A 17,692-nucleotide genomic window follows, 5' to 3' on the forward strand; every position below is an offset into this window, starting at 1 on the left:
ATTTGGAGCACTGAAATGAAGAAGCAACTTCAAATATTACTTATTGCACTGGCAATCATGCTGGTTGCCTGCGATAAACCGATCGTGCCCAAACCGAAGGATCTCATCAAGGAAAAGGAAATGGTGAATATGTTGGTCGATGTGCACCTGGCAGAAGCTACCTTTAACAAGTTTCGCTACGACTCGATTATGCGCGATAATTCTGCAGCCAACTTTTACGCTTCGGTATTGGAGAAGTACGAAGTACCTGATACGCTTTTTGAGCAATCGTACGTTTATTACGCCAGCATGCCCAAGAAATTCGAGAAAATGTACCGCGAGGTCATGAACAAACTGAGTGAAATGGAACAGGAATTCTCGGGGAGAAAAGAACAGCTGGAGTTTGACGATGAAGCAATCCAAAACAAGAGGTGAGAAAATTTGCTGCTACATATCTTTTTACCGGAAGTGGTGAACTGGTAAAAAATTCAGTCTTAATTTGCGACGACGAAGGAACAATCCTGGATATTGAACCCCGGGATAACGGTTTTCGTGAAGAAGCCGGTGTAGAATATTACAGCGGAATTTTGGTTCCGGGTTTTGTAAATGCACACTGCCATCTCGAATTCTCTCACCTCCACAACCGTATTGCTACAAAAAGCGGGCTGAGTGAATTTATCGGTCAGATCAATCAACTTCGAAATGATAGTGATGAAGAGCTTCAACAAAAAGCCATGCAGGTAGCCGACCGACGAATGTATGCCACCGGAATTGCAGCAGTTGGCGATGTTTCAAATTCATCGGCTTCGTTGAATATCAAACTTAAAAGCAAAATTCAATACCACACTTTTGTTGAGGTTTTTGGTGTTCATCCGTCGCGTGCCGAGCGGGCTTTTGCTTTGGCCGGCCGGGTACAATCAGAGTTTGCACAGCATAATCTTTCGGCATCAGTTGTTCCGCATTCGGCTTATTCGGTTTCTGATCCGCTGTTCCATAAAATCAGTGATTGGGCAAAACAAAACGAGGGTGTTTTATCCATTCATAACCAGGAAAGTAAGGCTGAACAGGAATTTGTTGGCAAGGGAACCGGTACGATTGCCGATCATTTTCAGCAAAACCTGAAACTGGATCTTTCGCACTGGAAAGGTACCGGGCAAAGTTCACTGCACAGGATTTTGGATCATCTGCCAAAGGGCAACAAACTTTTGCTGGTTCATAATACATTTTCTACCTCGGCTGATTTGGAATATTTATCGAAGCAGCGCGACTTAAATGATATTAGTTTTGTTCTGTGCCCTAATTCTAATTTGTACATCGAAAATACTTTACCTCCGGTTCAGCTGTTTCAGGAATTCGGGCTGAATATTTGCCTGGGCACCGATAGTTTGGCCTCTAATCATCAGCTGTCGATACTGGAAGAAATGATCACTTTGCAACAGCATTTCGAAGCATTGAAGTTTGAGGAGCTATTAAGTTGGGCAAGCATTAACGGAGCTCGCGCACTTGGGTTGGACAAGCAAATCGGGACTTTCGAAACCGGCAAAAAACCGGGTGTTAATCTCATAAGCGGACTTGACCTGAAAAACCTGAAACTTACTAAAAAAGCCAAAGTAAAAAGGCTAATCTGAGCTTTCACTGCCCAACTCGAATATTTTTAACTTTGCATCGCAATAGAATTTACGATATGAAGATCGGTAACATCGAATTAACGAACACACCACTTTTTCTGGCGCCTATGGAAGACGTCACCTACCAGTCGTTTCGCTGGATGTGTAAAAAGTTTGGTGCCGATGTTATGTACACCGAATTTGTATCGTCGGAAGCTTTGGTTCGCAACATCGAGAAGACCAAACAAAAAATGCACCTGTATGATTTCGACCGTCCGGTAGCCATTCAGATCTACGGGCACAATATCGATTCGATGGTACGGGCAGCGCAGGTGGCCGAAGAATTTAATCCCGATTTTATCGATATCAATTACGGTTGCCCCATGAAAAAAATAGTGCGCCACGGTGCCGGGGCTGCCATGTTGAAAGACCTGCCTAAAATGCAGCAGATGACGGCCGAAATCGTGAAAGCCGTAAAAGTTCCGGTAACTGCAAAAACGCGTTTGGGCTGGATGGCCGGCGATACACCCATTATGGAAGTTGCGGAGCGCTTGCAGGACACCGGCATTCAGGCACTGGCCATTCACGGACGGACAAGGGAGCAACTTTACACCGGAGAAGCTGACTGGACACTGATTGGCGAAGTGAAAAACAATCCGAAAATTCAAATTCCGATCATTGGCAACGGTGATATTAACAGTGGCGAAAAAGCGAAAGCTTTACTGGATGCAACCGGTGTTGATGCCTTGATGATTGGTCGTGGAGCTATTGGCCGTCCCTGGTTGTTTCGCGAAGTGAGGCATTTTCTCGACACTGGGGAAAGTTTGCCACAACCAATTGTTCGCGAGGTTGTTGATGTACTAAAACAGCAATTGCGCATGAACCTGGAATGGCGGAACGACGAACGTGTGGGGATTTTGATGATGCGACGTCACTTTGCCAAATATTTTCCGGGATTGCCAAATTTTCGCGATTTGAAAATCAGGTTGTTGCGTGCCGAAACAAACGATGAAGTGAACGAAATCCTGGATCAGATCGTTGAAGAATACGGAGACCATCAGTTGGACTTTTCAACAGCAAGTTTAAAATGACAGACCAGAAATACTGCAAATACTTTTCCAAACAATCGCTTTGGGAAAAGTTAAAGGAACAGGCTAAAAACGCCGGTATGAAGGTCGTTTATGCTGCACTGGTATTGTATTACACCATGGAATCGCCCCATGTAAAAACAAAAACCAAGTTCAGTATTGCCGCCGCTCTGGGGTATTTTATCCTGCCTGCGGATGCCATTTTCGATCTTACACCCATCATTGGATATTCCGACGACCTGGGTGTTTTATTGTTCGTACTTGCCCAGATCGGGCAAAATGTCACCCCTGAAATAAAAGAAAAAGCCCGTGCCAAACTCACCGAGTGGTTTGGTACAGTCGAACCCGACGCACTAAAAGAAATAGAGGAAAAGATTCTTTAAATGCCTTGTTAACAGAAGTTAAAGATTGATTTTTATCGGTTTATGGCATATTAATTGCACTTATCTAAATATATAGATGCAAGGAGATTTCTGTAGAGTATGGCTTAAGGGGAAGAATGGAAATCATTCAAAAACCTTGCTTTTTGTTTTTTGTGAAGGGATACTACCTTCGAATTGTTAGCTTGGAATAGCCTCGCTTCGGCGGGGCTATTTTTTTATGGCAGTCTCGATTCCAATTAATTTTGGGCTCTCTGAATTCCCCAAAGGTGATAGTCCCTATCTACCAGATGGCGGAAGGCAAGGACGGATTAAAATCTTTCATTTCGGCTGGTGATTCATCAAAATCCTGAATGTTTTTGTCCGGTTGCACTTTCGTTTCAACCGATTTTCGATATTTTAGACGTTTCAAACCATTTTATGCTCGAGCTCGACTTTTCAATTTTGCAATGGATTTTATTAGCGGCCTGTGCCATGCTGGTAGGTATGTCGAAAGTTGGAGTCCCGGGAGTTTCGATGCTGGTGGTACCAACGCTGGCAATTATTTTTGGAGGAAAGGCATCAACCGGAATTTTACTGCCGATGCTGATGATGGCCGATATTTTCGGCGTAAGTTATTATCACCGTCATGCCGAATGGAAATACCTTTGGAAATTGTTGCCCTGGGCTTTTATCGGTATCGGAATCGCACTATGGGTAGGCGAGGTGGTCGACGACAACTGGTTCAAGAATATCATGGCCATTTTGGTCTTTTTTTGTATTGCACTGCTGCTATGGAAAGACCGGCAAAAAGGAACTCAACTCTTCCCTGATACCTGGTGGTTTGCTGCTGTAATGGGCATTTTAGGTGGTTTTGCCACCATGATCGGGAATGTTGCAGGCCCCATATTTGCGATTTACTTACTGGCCATGCATTTACCAAAGAACAGTTTTATTGGAACCGGAGCCTGGTTTTTTCTCATCATTAACTTCTCAAAATTTCCTTTGCACATTCTGGTGTGGAAAACCATCAACATCGATACTTTATCCTTGAATCTGATGATGTTGCCGGCCATTGCACTGGGAGCTTTTATTGGCGTAAAACTGGTCAAACAAATTTCAGACAAACTTTACCGAACGGCGGTAATTATAGTTACTGCGCTTTCGGCCTTTTTATTATTGATATGATTGAACAACTTAAGGAATTTTTTAGTGATAAAACCGTACAAAATGTGTTAGATGTTGGCACCGGTCCGGGGCACTTTATTTCTAAACTTGAAGATGCTTTCCCGGATGCGAAAATTACCGGTGTTGATCCGGATCGTGAATCGCTCGATGAAGCCCGTAAAACTTATCCAAGCGTGGATTTTAAAACCATGAAAGGTGAATCATTGGATTTTCAGGATAACAGTTTTGATGTGGCTTCCATATCCATGGCTTTGCATCATCTTTCCGATGTTCAGCAAACCTTAAAGGAAATGCAGCGCACGGTAAAACCCGGAGGTTGGATAGTGGTGAATGAATTGTTCAGCGATAATCTGAATCCGGCACAGGAAGTGCATAAACGGATGCACCATTTCCGGAGTAAAATCGACCGCTTAAACGGAGTTTGCCACAACGAGGCGTTTGCAAAACCGGAGATTTTGGCCCAGGTTGAACAATCGGGGTTGAAAGTACGGCTTATTTTCGAGCACCAGGAAGTTCCGGTTCCACCAACGCAAGAGGAAATAGAGGAGCGAAAAGCGAAACTACATTTGGCCTTAAAACAGCTGGAGGGCCGCCCCGAATATCACGAAATGGCCGCAGAAATTCCGTCGATAGAAGCCGATCTGGAAAAGCATGGTTTTGAAATGGCTACCCGCCTGATTGTGGTTGGCCAGGTGCAATAATTAAAGCCGGTTATTTACGATGTTGTTGTAAATAGATCCAAATTGAATGCGCAGTCCGATGTTGGCGCCGACCTCGAAAGTTGAAGGCAGTTGCACTTTGTTCAGTAACACATCTTCGAGTGAAACCTCTCCTTTGGCCAGGTAGATCTGGTCGTGCACATTTTCAACACGAAATCCCATTCTAACCGACAAACCACGAATGATTCGAACCGAAAGATCGGTGTCGAGTGTAATGCGGTTTTTGGTCCAGTCGTGCATGTAATTGGTCGCATTTAAACCTGCTTCAATTTCACCCCAGGTTTGTACTATCTGTAAATCGAGCCGAAGTGATTGTTCCCATAAACTCTCCTGTGTTTTATCGAATATGGTTTCTTCGTAATACTTTTTCCATTCAGGACCTATGTAGTAGGCAATCGTAAATACTTTCCGGTCCGAAATGTCCCACGGGAAAATGTTGTACTCAATAGCCGGCTTAAACGAAATGGAATACACGGTGTTACTGTAGTTGCTGTTGTAATAGCTTCCAAATGCCCCCGCCGACCAGCGCGATGATAAACTTTTTACTACGCTCGAAGAAATGTTGTTCGAGGTATTATCCGAGCGGTACTCTTCTCCTTCACTCATGTATTTACGAGTTCTTACGCTTCGTCGGGCAGAGTTACGATAACGCCATTCTTCGGTTACTTTATCGGCCCGCAGATTAAACGAATAATCATACGTTTTTCTGCTTTCTTCGAGGTTGACATCTCCGTAAACATCACCTCTGAATGTCCAGCTGTGCCAGGGATCTTCAAGAACCTGTGTTGTTACTTCTTTATCATTACCATTGAAACGTATAACAAGTTTTTCCGAGGCTTTGGTCTGATTGACAAACGGCATTAAGCCAAGCGCAAGAGCATCTGTAATTTTTTTACGGCTTTCTTCGTAAGTATCACTTGCAAGTGTGGTGCAACTTATGGTGTAGTCGCTCAGGTTTTCCATGGTGAGGTTGTTGTACATCAGCGAATATACCTGCCCGCCCGAGCCACTTACTCGTCTTGTAATAATCACGTGCACATCGGCCACAGCCGGTTCGTTGACAAAATCGACAAAACGCATATTTCGCCTCAGGTAATCCATGTCGAGTCGTATTCCTTCGAAGTAAACCTTTAGTTTTTCTTCTCTTTTATCGTACGATCGCGGACTTTTAATATCAAGTTTCGAATCAAATATGTGATCACCTGCAGAAGCACTCGTAAGTGTAATCACGAAAAGAATGAGTAGAATAAAAAATTTATTTGGCATAACGATTTCTCGCTCCTTAGGCTTTTGTTGGTTCTTAAATGTGGTTTTTTAATAGCTGTTTCAAATATACCTTATTGATTTTATTTCACCACAGTTTTTAAGAATTCATTTACTTTGTTGACAATAAGATAAATGTAATGGCACGAAGAGAAAAGAAAGCCCGTAGTAAAGGTTCGGCCGGAAATAACCGGAAAGCCGGTGAGGATTTCTTACGTAATAACCTTCAAAAAGAGGGGATTGAAGAAACAGATTCCGGCTTGCAATACCAGGTTGTTGAAAGTACTGATGAAGTAAAACCCGGCATTTTCGACAAGGTAAAAATCCATCAGCGTGCCTTGTTGCTCGATGGGAAAATTCTGGAAGATACTTACCGGCAGAACAAACCCGATGAGGTAGCTATTGAAGAACTGATAGAAGGGTTACAGGAAGGCCTGCAAATGATGTCGGTGGGGAGCAGATATAAATTTTGGGTGCCCGCCGATTTGGCCTGGGGCCGAAAAGGTACAGGAAATAAAATTCCACCAAATGCAGTCTTAAGTTTCACCATACGCCTGGTGGAAATTTGTTGATGTATATTTTCTATTTAAGGCAGATTAACCTCAAAAGTTTCTCCGAATACGGTAACGCTGGCCAAATTGTTGCAGCTGTCTTCTCCTTTATCTGAAGCCGGTTTATAATCAATCTCACAACTCAAATCGTAATTGTCGAGACCAATGTACAGAATTCCTTCTTTGATCCAGCGGCAGCAGGTACCGACCACCAATGGCGTTGTTGTCGACATGGAATAAATATATCCGTCGGAGCTTTTACCACCGTGAGTTCCGGTTATTTCGTAATCATTGTCGCAAAAATTAAGTGGTGTATCGTAACCCGCAATCCATTCGCGTTGAGTTTGTTGTTCGAAATAAAATTTTTTATCATCGGGTGAAGTGATCACTCCATCTTTAACGGTACAGCTGTAAACTGGATGTTCGCTGGCATTTGGCCCATTGTAAGTAATGGTTTGTTCGCCTTCAACTTCGTAGTTATCGTGGTAATAATCCTCAAAGGTGATCACCCATTCTGCACCAACTTCTCCCGGGAAATTATCAGCGTTAATGATCAATTTGCCCCTACGTTGATGATTGTCTAATCCGGTGATGTTTTCGGAGCCGTAATCCACTGTAATGACTTTGGGCCAGGTAGTCAGATCGAGAGGATCGATCGAGATGGTCGGATAATCATCACTGGCAGTCTCGGCGCTTTTTACCATATTCTTCGATTTAAAACCGGCCGTCGTTCCTTCTTCCTGCGTGGAAGCAAATATGCTGTAGGCAGTTGCCGCTTCGGTTACAAGTACGGTAGCTTCTTCAGTTGTAATGGTTTTCTGATCAACCTCTTTGCAAGCTGATACCATCAGAATCAGCAAGATCGAAAATAACAGGATCGTGTTTTTCATAGAATTGAATTGAAATGGTTTGTGCCTAAACTTAACGAATTTTTGTCGAATTTGTTATTCTGTACATGATGTTTGACTAATTCACACCGGAGAATAAATCATTTAGTAAACACCGCGAATAAAATCATGCACTTCAGCAGTATAAAATTCGGCGAGTTTGTTGTGAAGTTCCCGTGGTAACGGTTCAAGCTGAGCTGCAAGTGCATTGTTTCTGGCCTGTTCGGGAGAGCTTGTTCCCGGAATAATTGTTGAAACCGCCTGATGATCCAAAATCCATCTCAGGGCCAATTGAACCATTGTCATGCCTTCGGGTAAATATTTTTTTAAATCGTCAGCCAACTCAACTCCTTTTTCGAAGGGCAGGCCGGCAAACGTTTCACCAACATTAAAAACTTTACCGTCTTTATTAAAATTTCGGCGGTCTCCTTCTACAAACCTGGTTGCTTTTGTGAACTTCCCGGTGAGCAAACCACTTGCCAGGGGTAGTCGCACAATAATACCAACTCCTTTAGCCGCAGCCTGGGGCAACAATTCGCCGACCAGTTTCTGCCTGAAAATATTAAAGATAACCTGTAAAGATTGCAGCCCGTTCTGTTCAATGCATAGCAATCCTTCTTCGACCGACTCCACGCTGGCGCCAAAAGTTTTAATCAGACCTTCGTTTTTAAAATCGCGCAGCCAGTCAAAAACGTCGCCTTTTTGCATTTCTGCAGTGGGGATGCAATGCAATTGTAGCAAATCAAGGGAATCAACACCTAAACGTTTAAGTGAGCCCTGAATCGATTTACGCATGGCCTCTTTGGTGTACGAGGCCGGGTAAACATCGGTTCCGCGCCCGAATTTTGCAGCTACTCTGATCTCTTTTTCAGTATGGTGTAAAAATTTGCCAATAAATTTTTCGCTCTGCCCATTGCCGTAGACATCGGCCGTATCGAAACAGGTAACGCCACTTTCTACGGCTGTATTTTAAATTTCCATGGCTTTATCCGCTGAGAAATCTTTTCCCCAGTCTGCACCAATTTGCCAGGTTCCCAAACCTATTTCACTTACCACAAAACCGTTTTCTCCGAGGGTTCTTGTTTGCATCTCTTAAAATTTGAATGGTATGTTGAAAGTATAATTATTTCCTAATAATACCGGCTTATTCTGTTACTTTATCAATTTCAGTTTATATGATTTGAAGTTGAAGGTGCTTACTTTTTAAAAACAAGGCTCAGTTGATGGCAACAAAAAAGCCGTTCAAAATTATGAACGGCTTTCTTTAAAATATCGTTATCTGTTAATAGAATTTCGATCTTTTATCTACGATCTCTACAGCATCGCGGTGGGCCGGGAAGGCTTGTTGCGCAGCTCTGTAATTTAATGTTTGAGCTAATCTGGTTTGTTCGTCAGATACGCTACCAACAGGATTTTGCGATTCAGAAGTCACCATCACAACAAATACTCCGTTGTTTCCGGCAATCGGTTCCGAAATCTGGTCCACATCCAGCGAAGTTACGGTTCCGATAACTGCCGGCTCCAAACCTACTCCCGGAATCGAGAATGAATTGAAGTTGATTCCGTTGGCACTTTTAACTTCAGTATCCAATGCTGTGGCAATCGCAGATAAATCGCTGTTTTCGCTGATGGCTGCACTTGCCTTTTCTTTTAGTGCTTCAGCTTTCTTTTCTTTGGTAACGGCCAGTTCAACACGAGGTTTTACGTCTTCAAGCGGTGCAACACCTTCTTCGGTAACCTGCGATAGAACGGCAATTACAAAGTTGTCGCCCAGTTCAAAAATCGGAGATCCCTGTGTGGTCATTAATATCGTGTTTTCTTCAGCTTCGTAGGCTGCTCTTACCAGCGTACGTGCGTTTTCGAGTCCTGCTATCTGACGATCGTTTTCACCCAAGTTGGCAACTCGTTTGGTAAGTTTCTGATCGGCTACAGCTGTTTCAAATGCTTCGAAAGTAGTGTGCGTGCCTGCAAATTCGCTTGCTTTGGCATACACATCCTGGTAGGTTTTTGTACTTGGCACAACGTTTCTAACCAGGTAAGCCACCTGAACCTGAGGAGTAAGAACTCCCCTGTTGGTGGTTTGCACAACATGAATTCCGAATTGAGAAGTAACAACCGTAACTTCTCCTTTTGCATTGTTGAATGCTGCGTCTTCAAATGGTTTTACCATTTGTCCGCGCTGGAACCACCCCAGTTCACCACCGTTAATGGCAGAACCCTGATCGACTGAATTATCCCTTGCCAACTGTGCAAAATCCGCACCGTTGGCAATCATTGTTTTTAAACTGTCGGCCAGTGCCTGAGCGGCAACTAATTCGGCCTGTGTATTAACCTGCAACAAAATGTGGCGTGCCTCAACCGAGTCGGGCATCATTTCCGATTTGTGCAGTTTGGCCAGTTTGAATGCGTCGCCGTCCTGGTATGGTCCAAATACATCGCCTACCTCAGCATCTTCTTCAAAAATCCAGGTTGCAATGTTTTCCGGGAGACCGCTTTCTTTGTACCAAACGTTTTCGAAACTCACGTCGGAATTGGCATCCACGAACTGTACGTTATCTTCGGTAGCTTCGAAATCGCTTTTAATGTCCTCGATCCAGTTTTGAGCATCGGTATAATCAGCTTCCGATGGTTTCACCGGATAAGTGATGTATTCGATTCTTCTACTTTGATCTTGCTTGTAATCTTCCTGATGTGCGTCGTAATAATCTTTCAGGTCTTTTTCGGTAATGGTGATTTCGTCATCCGAAACTGTGCTGTGTGGCAACGAAATGTAATCGAAATTTACCGTTTTACTGTTGGCCTGAAGTGTATTTTCAGCTTCCTGGCTGGTTACGTACAAACCTTTTCCAACCATGTTGGCGTATTTGCTTTGCTCACGTTCGTCAACAATTTGATTTTCGAGTGTCAACCAGTAGTTGCGCTGATCCTGTGCAACAGCTCCTGTTTCCAGGTTTTTCAAAAACCGAACAACCGAACCGCGGTCGAACTGACCGGTTTCAGGATTGCGGAAAATTTGCTGAACGATGGGGTGAATATTGGCTCCCTGCAACATGTCGAAAAGCTCATCGGATGAAACATCGATACCCAGATCTTTGTAGGTATCTCCCATCACTATTTCACTAATTTTTTGTTGCCAGGCTTGATCCCTAACCTGTGCCCAGGTATTCTCATCCAGTTGACTGGTTCCGTAATTTTGTTTGAATATCTCTCCTAATTCTTCAACCTCAGTCTGGAAATCCGGGTACTGAATTGATTCTCCATCAATCACTCCAACTTCCAGGCGGTTTCTTTGAAACATCGACGAACCACCTTGTAACATATCGCCAAGGATAAATGCTGCCAATGAAACACCGATTACAATTGCTACTAACAATCCTGCTCTCGTTCTGATTTTTTGTAACGTTGCCATTGATTTACAGTTATTTTAATGCAAAATTTATTTGAAATTTTCGAGCTACGAAGATAACAATTTTAACTATTTAACCTCCGTATTTAATTTTTTTTTCCTGCTCAGAAGAATAGAAGTTTAAGTGGCTGTAATATAGATTGTTGCGAAGGATGTTATTGAGCACTTAACTTTCGGAAATGGTGAGTTTGACCAATTGGATTTTAGTATTGGTGGCTTTTAGGATTTTAAATTGAAATTTTCCGATCTTGATCACCGAATTTATTTTTGGAATGCTTTCGTGGAAGTAGAGGATGTAACCGGCCAGCGTTTCGAATTCTTCAGTTTCGGGCAATTCAAAAAAGTACTTTTCGTTGAGCATGTCTATTTCAGCCCGCGCCGAAAATATGTATTCGTTTTCGCTTATCCTGCGCTCAACAATATCGCTGGTATCGTGTTCGTCCTCAATCTCACCAAAAATTTCTTCCAGTATATCTTCGCTCGTTACCATTCCTGCGGTTCCGCCAAATTCATCAACCACAATGGCAATGCTGCGGTGTTCCTGAATAAAAGTACTCAGCAGTTTATTGGCCGGCATGGTTTCGGGTACGATCAGTACTTTTTTAATGTGTGGCTCTATCGATTTTGGGTTGCTGAATAACACCGATGAATGCACATAACCCACAATATTATCCGAATTTTCTTTGAAGAACAAGATGCGTGAATAGCCGGTTTCCACAAATTTCTGACGCAACTCGCTGATGGAAGAACCCAACTCCAGCATTTCGATTTCGGGGCGCGGAACCATAATTTCACGAAGTTTTAGTTTCGAGAAGTCAAGGGCATTTTTAAATAATTTGATTTCGGTTTCCACATGTTTTTCCTGAAGTTCGGTGCGTGCTGAATCGCTTTCAGTAACAAACTCATCCAGGTCGACTCGACTAAAAACCGGGTTTTTATTATCGGCATATACATTGGTTTTTAACACGTGCCGCAGAAGAGTATTTGTGATGGCGATTGAAAAGCGGGTTATCGGATAAAATACGATGTAGAAAAAAGTGAGTGGCAGTGTAAAAATATTCAGAAAAGTATTGGGGTACAGCCTGAAAAGTGTTTTTGGCAGAAACTCGGAAAATGTCAAAATGATCAGTGTTGAGATAAGAGTTTGCAGAAGCAAAATGATTGATTCGGTATGAATGTACAAATTCAGTACGGGATCGAGTAAGGCGGCAAAGGCAATACCGTAAATTACCAGGGCGATGTTGTTTCCAACCAGCATGGTAGCAATGTATTGCCCACCATTGGCTGTTACAAACTTTAAGAAGCGTGAATTGAAAGGATCGGATTGTTTGTCGAGTTCGAGCCTTAGTTTATTTGCCGATACAAAAGCAATTTCCATGCCCGAGAAAAAGGCGGAAAGCAATATGGTAATTAATATCAGCAGGTAAAGGTTCATGCCAGTATTTTATCACTTAAACCGGATCGCTTTTTTTGTATCCTGTAACTTCGGAATATCGGGCTGCGGCGGCTCCTGAGCGGGTTGCGGCGTCCGGTTTTCCTGAGGTGCTGTATTTTTGTTATCTACGGTTACGTAAAGAATGCCCTTAACGTTTTTGATTTTCCAGTTGGCCATATTCTGATCCGAAGTTAATCCAACTCCGGTAATAATCTGGTCTTCTCTGATAATTTTTACAAACTCCTCGGTGTGAATTTTTTCATTCTTTTCTTCCCATATCAGGTGTTCTGTCAGTAACGAGTCGCCTTCGGCGTTGGTGACTATCACATTGTTTTTAGCCTCCCAGCGCTGTTCTTTTACAAACTGTTTTGCATAGTCGGCCCTTATGCTGGATACCACATTTTGCTGGGCGTCGTATTTAATAAGTTCCATTCCTTCGGGGAATTCGGTGTAGGTAACACCATCGTTTTCGAAACGAAGGAGCTTGGGTGTTGTAAGTGTAAACCTGATTTGGCCGGAATCGGTGTAAGTGGTCTGGAAATTTGTTGCTTCCTGAATGGGCAGGTTTTCAGGAGCGGAAAACGCACTTATTTCCGAAAGGTTGTTGCTTTCGCAAGCATAGAAAAGTATTGCAGCCCCCATGATGAGAACTGCAATACCACTTTGTTTTATTCGATGTAAGATTTTAGAATCTAACTTTTGTATTTTCATTTATCCATCCTCCCACATGATAGGTTGCACCTTGCTGGAGTCCTTCCATGAATGCTTCTTCCTTATTTGGGAAATATTTGCTCCATTTTGCCAGATTCGCAGATGCATCGATGGCACATTCTTCGCCGCGGCGGGCTTTCGCATAATAATCGCAGGCCAACCAGAAAACGGCTGATTTTTCAAGAGCACTTCCTTCAAATTTCTGCGATGCGGCAACATAAACGTCACCAATCAACATGTTTGCTTCGCACAAGTCCGGATCGAGTTCCAGAGCACGGTGTGCATCGTTTCGTGCTCCAACCAGGTTACCGTCTTTGGCGTAACGCAATAAGCCTCGTTCGTAATGATAGGTAGCTTTCAAGGTATTATCGGTTTCCTGATCAATCGCCATCTGGTAATATTCACGTGCTTTATTCATTTCATCTTTTTTCAGGAAGCGGCGGGCCATATTAAAGGCAGCCTCTGCCGAAGGATCAAGCTCATATAAACGCTCGGTTGCTGTTCCAAACAGTTCTGATTCTGTACAGTCAGCTCTTCCTAAGCGACGTAACATGGATTTGATAAAATCGATGTCGTCTTTATTCTCTTCGTAATCTTCGCTGTATATTTTTATCAATACTTCGCAGTCGGCAGCACCTGACTTTCCGAAGAGGTCTTCAATGAATGGCAGTACCTGTTCCTGTACCACCTGTACTTCTTTTTCATCATCGCTTTCGGCAATAATGTTATTGGCAATCTCGGTACATTTCTCGTAGTTCTCAACTACTTTTTCTTGCGGAAGTTCGCCAAGTTTAAACAAGGCCACCGTACTTTGCAAAAATAGTACCAATACCGGTGGTTCTGTTTCGTTACCCTGCAATTCAACAGATTTGCTTAAGTATTCGTAACCTGTTTTGTGTATCTTTTTTAGTTCATCAGTAGTGGGCACTTCATCGTCGTTGGGATTAATTTTAAATTTATACCAGGCTGTTCCTTTTCTTCCCAAAACAAAACCTTCCTGACCGAAGTATTTAATACGCGTGTCGTGCAGTTTCATGTATTCATTCAACAACTTTTCGCGCTCTTCTTTTGTTGCCGCTTTCTCGATCATGTCTTCATACATTTTAGCACCCTGGATGTAAATGTTTGAAGTGGATTTTGGATAAGTTTTAAGCAATTTTTTCCAGTGAGGCATGGCCGATTTGTAGTCGCCTTGTTTGTAGAATTCGGTGTACAACGACAATTCGTTCATAAAATCCTGGTCTTGATCTTTAATCAGTTCTTCCAGCGATTTCAACACCACTCCTCCGGCAGCTACATTTGCTCCTCCGTCTCCTGAAGGGATTTCTCCGGTTATAGCAAAATCGAAAACATCACCCTGAATGTTTTCAATATCTTCTCTTACTGATTCTCCGGTTGCCAGAGGAGTAAATTTGATCCATTTTGATTTAGGATCGACTGCAACTTCATACTTTCCGTCAAAGCTTGTTGTCATAGTACCTCCTTTATGTACTTCAACAGTTACACCGGCGGCCGGTTCCCCATCCATATAAACGGTACCTTTTAGAACTCTTTGTGCCTGGGCAATTGTAACGCCGGTTGCAACAATTGCAGCGATTAAGAGTGTTATGCGTAATAAAGCTTTCATAATAGTTGTATTTTTTCCTTAATTTTAATCTATCTTTCTCTGAATGAACCACAAGTCGTGCAAATTAGCACTCAAATTAACTTTTGCATAATCCTCGCGAATCAAATTGAAATCTGTTGACCCTCTTCTTCCAAACTCAGCAGAAATGTTTATTGTTGAGTTTGAACGATATACCGGTAACCCCAGTCCAAAACTTATGCCAAAACTGTTAACCTGGTGTCCATCGAAAGAATGATACGTTTGTTCGTACTTGAATCCTGCCCGATATGCGACACGCTTAAAGGCACTTCGAATGGAGTATTTATCGGGAATCCATTCAGCGCCGATTGCAAATTTATTCAAATCTGCCAAAAACTCACTTTTTTCTCCAAAAAACAAAGCATCGCTCCAACTTTGGTGGTAATAGTCAACATTTATTTCGTAAACGTCTTTCTTCGAATACGATAGGCCCAATCCCACAGTCGTAGGAAAAACAATATCTCCTTTTTCTTCTTCTTTAAAGTATAAGGTATCTTGATCGGCTACCTGCGAGTAATAAATGTTTTTCTGAACGATATCGGAGTTTAGCGAAGTATATTTTGGTTTGTTTTCAAACACTACACCCAAAACAAGTTGTTTGTCGTTTTTTAACGGTAACAAGGCTTGTGCTCCCAGTTCCAGGCCAAAATCCCTGACGCGGAGTCTCGAATAACGCTGCAGCAAATACATGTCGGCATTGGCAAAATTCAATTCCGAATTCCTGCTTAGGTTTCCAAAACGATAATTTACGTTCATTCCGAGCGAAAGATTTTTCAGCGGTTGAATGGCCAATCCCCATACCGCATCCGAGATGGTGCCTTCGCCATAGTAAGTGGTAAGGTAGGCGCCTGTATTCTCAAGGTCTTCGCCTGCCTGCACACTGTATCCTACATTAGAATAAGGATAAACTCCCAGGCTGGTGGCCATCCATTCAGTGAGCCGGAAAGCCATAGCAAAGTAATTAAAGTTAATATCGTTGGATGTGGTACTGTTGATACTCGATTTGTATTCCGAGAAAGCGCCCTGCAAGCCGAATTCAAACAAGAAGTTAAGCGAGTCGATTGCCGTGTAGGAAGCCGGATTGGCCGAATTGATCTGCAGCGAATACCTGCTTGCCAGTGTGGCTCCTCCCATAGCCGTCGACCGACCAAAGCTGTATGAACTAAGATCGCCTAACCCATACCTTGAATAAGGTGATGAGGTGTTATTATTAAATTGCGCATATAACATAGCCGGGATAAAAACTAACCCGGCGATAAATAATACTACTCTGCTAAATCTCCCCATTATGTTCTAGAATGCGGTTTAAACCCAAGCTGGTTAAATTAAAGTGTACAAAGAAAGAATTTTTTAATTTGTTATCAAAAAATTCAGCATTGCCCCCGGTAATAATAACTTTTAAATTTTTATAAAATTCTTTAAAAGTTGTGATTGTTGTATCAATCTCGTACACAGTTCCGTTCTGTACTCCTGCCCGGATGGCATCGGTGGTTGTTGTGCCGAACAATTTATTGTATTCGGCCGGTTCTGTTTTGGGTAGCTTTCCGGTAAACTGATGCAGTGCCTTAAACCGCATTTCAATGCCCGGCGAAATGTTTCCGCCCAGGTATTTACCGTCGGCCGTAAGCAGGTCGTAGGTAATTGCGGTTCCTGCATCGATGATCAGGACATTGGTATTCGGATAAAGATCGTAGGCACCAACCACTGCAGCTATTCTGTCTTTCCCCAACGTTTCTTTTGTCTCATAACAATTCTCGATGGGTAGTGGAGTGTCGGCATCCAGTTCAATAAAAGTATCGAATTCCTTTTCCAGTGCTTGCCGCAATTCCTGCGGATAGTCTTTTACCGCTGAAAGAATGGCCTTGTCAAGATTATCGTATTCCGATTTTAATACCCAGATGTTTGAGGCGTTAAACTCTTCTACCGGAACGGTTATAAGTACATCGCCCCGGTTAAATACCGAAAATTTGGTGCGTGTATTTCCTATGTCGATGACCAGGTTCATTAATCAATAATTCGTTGGCTGATATCAAGCGCCTTCACCGAATGTGTTAGTGCCCCGATTGAAATGTAATCGACACCGGTGTGTGCGACTTTCCGTATTCTTTTCGTGGTCATGTTTCCGGAGGCCTCAATTTTTGCTCTTCGGTCGATGATCGCTACACACTCTTTCATCATCGCAGAACTCATATTATCGAGCATGATGATATCCACATCGGCAGCGAGTGCTTCTTTTACCTGATCAATAGTGGTGGTTTCCACTTCTATTTTTATGCTTTTCGGAATTTTTTTGCGAATGGCCACAACAGCTTCTGTGATCCCGCCGGCAACCTGAATGTGATTGTCCTTGATCATTACCATATCGTACAAGCCAAAACGGTGGTTCGATGCACCGCCCATGCGCACAGCATATTTATCGAGGTAACGATATCCGGGTAATGTTTTTCGGGTGTCGAGTATTTCTACTTTCGTTCCTTCAATTTCTTTCATACAACGGCTGGCATAGCTGGCTATTCCCGATAAACGCTGCAAAAAATTAAGCGCCTTGCGTTCGCCGGTTAATAAAGCCCGGTAATTGCCTTTAAATTCAGCAATTACATCTCCGGGTTTTACCACACTTCCATCGGGGAGCAATACATTCCATTCTATGTTTTTGTCGAATTTTTTGAAAACTATTTCTGCTACCTGTAGTCCGGCTACCACACCATCGGCTTTTGCAACAAGTTGTGCGGTTCTGTTTTCTCCCGGATCAATCAGGTTGTTGGTGGTGATGTCACCATCCCCGATATCCTCAGCATAAGCCAGATCGAAGAGTACTTCTGCTGATTTCAATGTTTTCTCGTCCATCATAACT

16 protein-coding genes and 1 pseudogene are annotated in these 17,692 nt (G+C 42.9%); 7 read left to right on the forward strand and 10 right to left on the reverse strand.

Annotation, left to right across the window (positions count from 1 at the left end; all coding sequences use genetic code 11):
• Positions 1–15 precede the first annotated feature (15 nt).
• The 6 genes from WFY05_RS13010 (at position 16) to WFY05_RS13035 (ending at position 4,922) form a co-directional block, all read left to right on the forward strand.
• A complete protein-coding gene (locus WFY05_RS13010) occupies positions 16–414 on the forward strand; it encodes a DUF4296 domain-containing protein (RefSeq protein WP_340113323.1) in 399 nt (132 codons plus the stop codon).
• A complete protein-coding gene (locus WFY05_RS13015; RefSeq protein WP_340113324.1) occupies positions 411–1,607 on the forward strand; it encodes an amidohydrolase family protein in 1,197 nt (398 codons plus the stop codon). The genes WFY05_RS13010 and WFY05_RS13015 overlap by 4 nt, the downstream gene beginning before the upstream one ends.
• Before the next feature lie 56 nt (positions 1,608–1,663).
• On the forward strand, positions 1,664–2,677 hold the full coding sequence (dusB, locus tag WFY05_RS13020; RefSeq protein WP_340113325.1) for a tRNA dihydrouridine synthase DusB: 1,014 nt from the start codon (positions 1,664–1,666) through the stop codon (positions 2,675–2,677).
• Positions 2,674–3,057, forward strand: coding sequence for a YkvA family protein (locus WFY05_RS13025; RefSeq protein WP_340113326.1), 384 nt, complete (start codon positions 2,674–2,676; stop codon positions 3,055–3,057). The genes dusB and WFY05_RS13025 overlap by 4 nt, the downstream gene beginning before the upstream one ends.
• A 417-nt stretch (positions 3,058–3,474) precedes the next feature.
• On the forward strand, positions 3,475–4,221 hold the full coding sequence (locus WFY05_RS13030; protein WP_340113327.1) for a sulfite exporter TauE/SafE family protein: 747 nt from the start codon (positions 3,475–3,477) through the stop codon (positions 4,219–4,221).
• A complete protein-coding gene (locus WFY05_RS13035; RefSeq protein ID WP_340113328.1) occupies positions 4,218–4,922 on the forward strand; it encodes a class I SAM-dependent methyltransferase in 705 nt (234 codons plus the stop codon). The genes WFY05_RS13030 and WFY05_RS13035 overlap by 4 nt, the downstream gene beginning before the upstream one ends.
• On the opposite strand, the gene WFY05_RS13040 is transcribed toward WFY05_RS13035, so the two are convergent.
• The gene (locus WFY05_RS13040; RefSeq protein ID WP_340113329.1) at positions 4,923–6,206 is read right to left on the reverse strand and encodes a hypothetical protein; all 1,284 of its coding nucleotides are present in this window, start codon (positions 6,204–6,206) and stop codon (positions 4,923–4,925) included.
• Positions 6,207–6,343: 137 nt separating this feature from the next.
• Here WFY05_RS13040 and WFY05_RS13045 point away from each other — a divergent pair, with 137 nt between their 5' ends.
• Entirely contained in the window at positions 6,344–6,775 is a 432-nt protein-coding gene (locus tag WFY05_RS13045; protein ID WP_340113330.1) for an FKBP-type peptidyl-prolyl cis-trans isomerase, read from the forward strand.
• 14 nt (positions 6,776–6,789) lie between these two features.
• Here WFY05_RS13045 and WFY05_RS13050 read toward each other — a convergent pair whose 3' ends face one another.
• From WFY05_RS13050 to nadC, 9 genes and pseudogenes are all read right to left on the reverse strand, one after another.
• Positions 6,790–7,644 (reverse strand): hypothetical protein, encoded by an 855-nt coding sequence (locus tag WFY05_RS13050; RefSeq protein ID WP_340113331.1) that lies wholly within the window; start codon positions 7,642–7,644, stop codon positions 6,790–6,792.
• A 102-nt stretch (positions 7,645–7,746) separates the two neighbouring features.
• A pseudogene (locus WFY05_RS13055) lies at positions 7,747–8,598 on the reverse strand (aldo/keto reductase); the annotation flags it as partial.
• A gap of 325 nt (positions 8,599–8,923) precedes the next feature.
• Positions 8,924–11,050, reverse strand: coding sequence for a peptidylprolyl isomerase (locus WFY05_RS13060; RefSeq protein WP_340113332.1), 2,127 nt, complete (start codon positions 11,048–11,050; stop codon positions 8,924–8,926).
• A gap of 163 nt (positions 11,051–11,213) precedes the next feature.
• Positions 11,214–12,482, reverse strand: a complete 1,269-nt coding sequence (locus WFY05_RS13065) for a hemolysin family protein (protein ID WP_340113333.1) — start codon at positions 12,480–12,482, stop codon at positions 11,214–11,216.
• Between the two features lie 12 nt (positions 12,483–12,494).
• Complete coding sequence (gene lptC, locus WFY05_RS13070) at positions 12,495–13,124, reverse strand: LPS export ABC transporter periplasmic protein LptC (protein WP_340113334.1); 630 nt, start codon at positions 13,122–13,124, stop codon at positions 12,495–12,497.
• Positions 13,125–13,167: 43 nt separating this feature from the next.
• Positions 13,168–14,820, reverse strand: coding sequence for a tetratricopeptide repeat protein (locus WFY05_RS13075; RefSeq protein ID WP_340113335.1), 1,653 nt, complete (start codon positions 14,818–14,820; stop codon positions 13,168–13,170).
• Between the two features lie 24 nt (positions 14,821–14,844).
• Positions 14,845–16,125, reverse strand: coding sequence for a BamG family beta-barrel-assembly machinery protein (gene bamG / locus WFY05_RS13080; protein ID WP_340113336.1), 1,281 nt, complete (start codon positions 16,123–16,125; stop codon positions 14,845–14,847).
• Positions 16,112–16,843: a type III pantothenate kinase gene (locus tag WFY05_RS13085; RefSeq protein ID WP_340113337.1), complete on the reverse strand. Its 732-nt coding sequence runs from the start codon at positions 16,841–16,843 to the stop codon at positions 16,112–16,114. Before WFY05_RS13085 ends, bamG begins: the two co-directional genes overlap by 14 nt.
• On the reverse strand, positions 16,843–17,688 hold the full coding sequence (gene nadC, locus WFY05_RS13090) for a carboxylating nicotinate-nucleotide diphosphorylase (RefSeq protein WP_340113338.1): 846 nt from the start codon (positions 17,686–17,688) through the stop codon (positions 16,843–16,845). The genes WFY05_RS13085 and nadC overlap by 1 nt, the downstream gene beginning before the upstream one ends.
• Positions 17,689–17,692 lie beyond the last annotated feature (4 nt).

Origin of the sequence: Maribellus mangrovi (assembly GCF_037646455.1) — a bacterium.
Lineage (GTDB): Bacteria > Bacteroidota > Bacteroidia > Bacteroidales > Prolixibacteraceae > Draconibacterium > Draconibacterium mangrovi_A.

What these genes read in the sequence shown, in the direction of transcription:
- lptC (WP_340113334.1), bottom strand. Translation starts at nt 13,124, where the DNA reads ATGGGGGCTGCAATACTTTTCTATGCTTGCGAAAGCAACAACCTTTCG.
- dusB (WP_340113325.1), top strand. Translation starts at nt 1,664, where the DNA reads ATGAAGATCGGTAACATCGAATTAACGAACACACCACTTTTTCTGGCG.
- nadC (WP_340113338.1), bottom strand. Translation starts at nt 17,688, where the DNA reads ATGATGGACGAGAAAACATTGAAATCAGCAGAAGTACTCTTCGATCTG.
- WFY05_RS13060 (WP_340113332.1), bottom strand. Translation starts at nt 11,050, where the DNA reads ATGGCAACGTTACAAAAAATCAGAACGAGAGCAGGATTGTTAGTAGCA.
- WFY05_RS13045 (WP_340113330.1), top strand. Translation starts at nt 6,344, where the DNA reads ATGGCACGAAGAGAAAAGAAAGCCCGTAGTAAAGGTTCGGCCGGAAAT.
- WFY05_RS13085 (WP_340113337.1), bottom strand. Translation starts at nt 16,843, where the DNA reads ATGAACCTGGTCATCGACATAGGAAATACACGCACCAAATTTTCGGTA.
- WFY05_RS13035 (WP_340113328.1), top strand. Translation starts at nt 4,218, where the DNA reads ATGATTGAACAACTTAAGGAATTTTTTAGTGATAAAACCGTACAAAAT.
- WFY05_RS13050 (WP_340113331.1), bottom strand. Translation starts at nt 7,644, where the DNA reads ATGAAAAACACGATCCTGTTATTTTCGATCTTGCTGATTCTGATGGTA.
- WFY05_RS13065 (WP_340113333.1), bottom strand. Translation starts at nt 12,482, where the DNA reads ATGAACCTTTACCTGCTGATATTAATTACCATATTGCTTTCCGCCTTT.
- bamG (WP_340113336.1), bottom strand. Translation starts at nt 16,125, where the DNA reads ATGGGGAGATTTAGCAGAGTAGTATTATTTATCGCCGGGTTAGTTTTT.
- WFY05_RS13030 (WP_340113327.1), top strand. Translation starts at nt 3,475, where the DNA reads ATGCTCGAGCTCGACTTTTCAATTTTGCAATGGATTTTATTAGCGGCC.
- WFY05_RS13040 (WP_340113329.1), bottom strand. Translation starts at nt 6,206, where the DNA reads ATGCCAAATAAATTTTTTATTCTACTCATTCTTTTCGTGATTACACTT.
- WFY05_RS13025 (WP_340113326.1), top strand. Translation starts at nt 2,674, where the DNA reads ATGACAGACCAGAAATACTGCAAATACTTTTCCAAACAATCGCTTTGG.
- WFY05_RS13010 (WP_340113323.1), top strand. Translation starts at nt 16, where the DNA reads ATGAAGAAGCAACTTCAAATATTACTTATTGCACTGGCAATCATGCTG.
- WFY05_RS13075 (WP_340113335.1), bottom strand. Translation starts at nt 14,820, where the DNA reads ATGAAAGCTTTATTACGCATAACACTCTTAATCGCTGCAATTGTTGCA.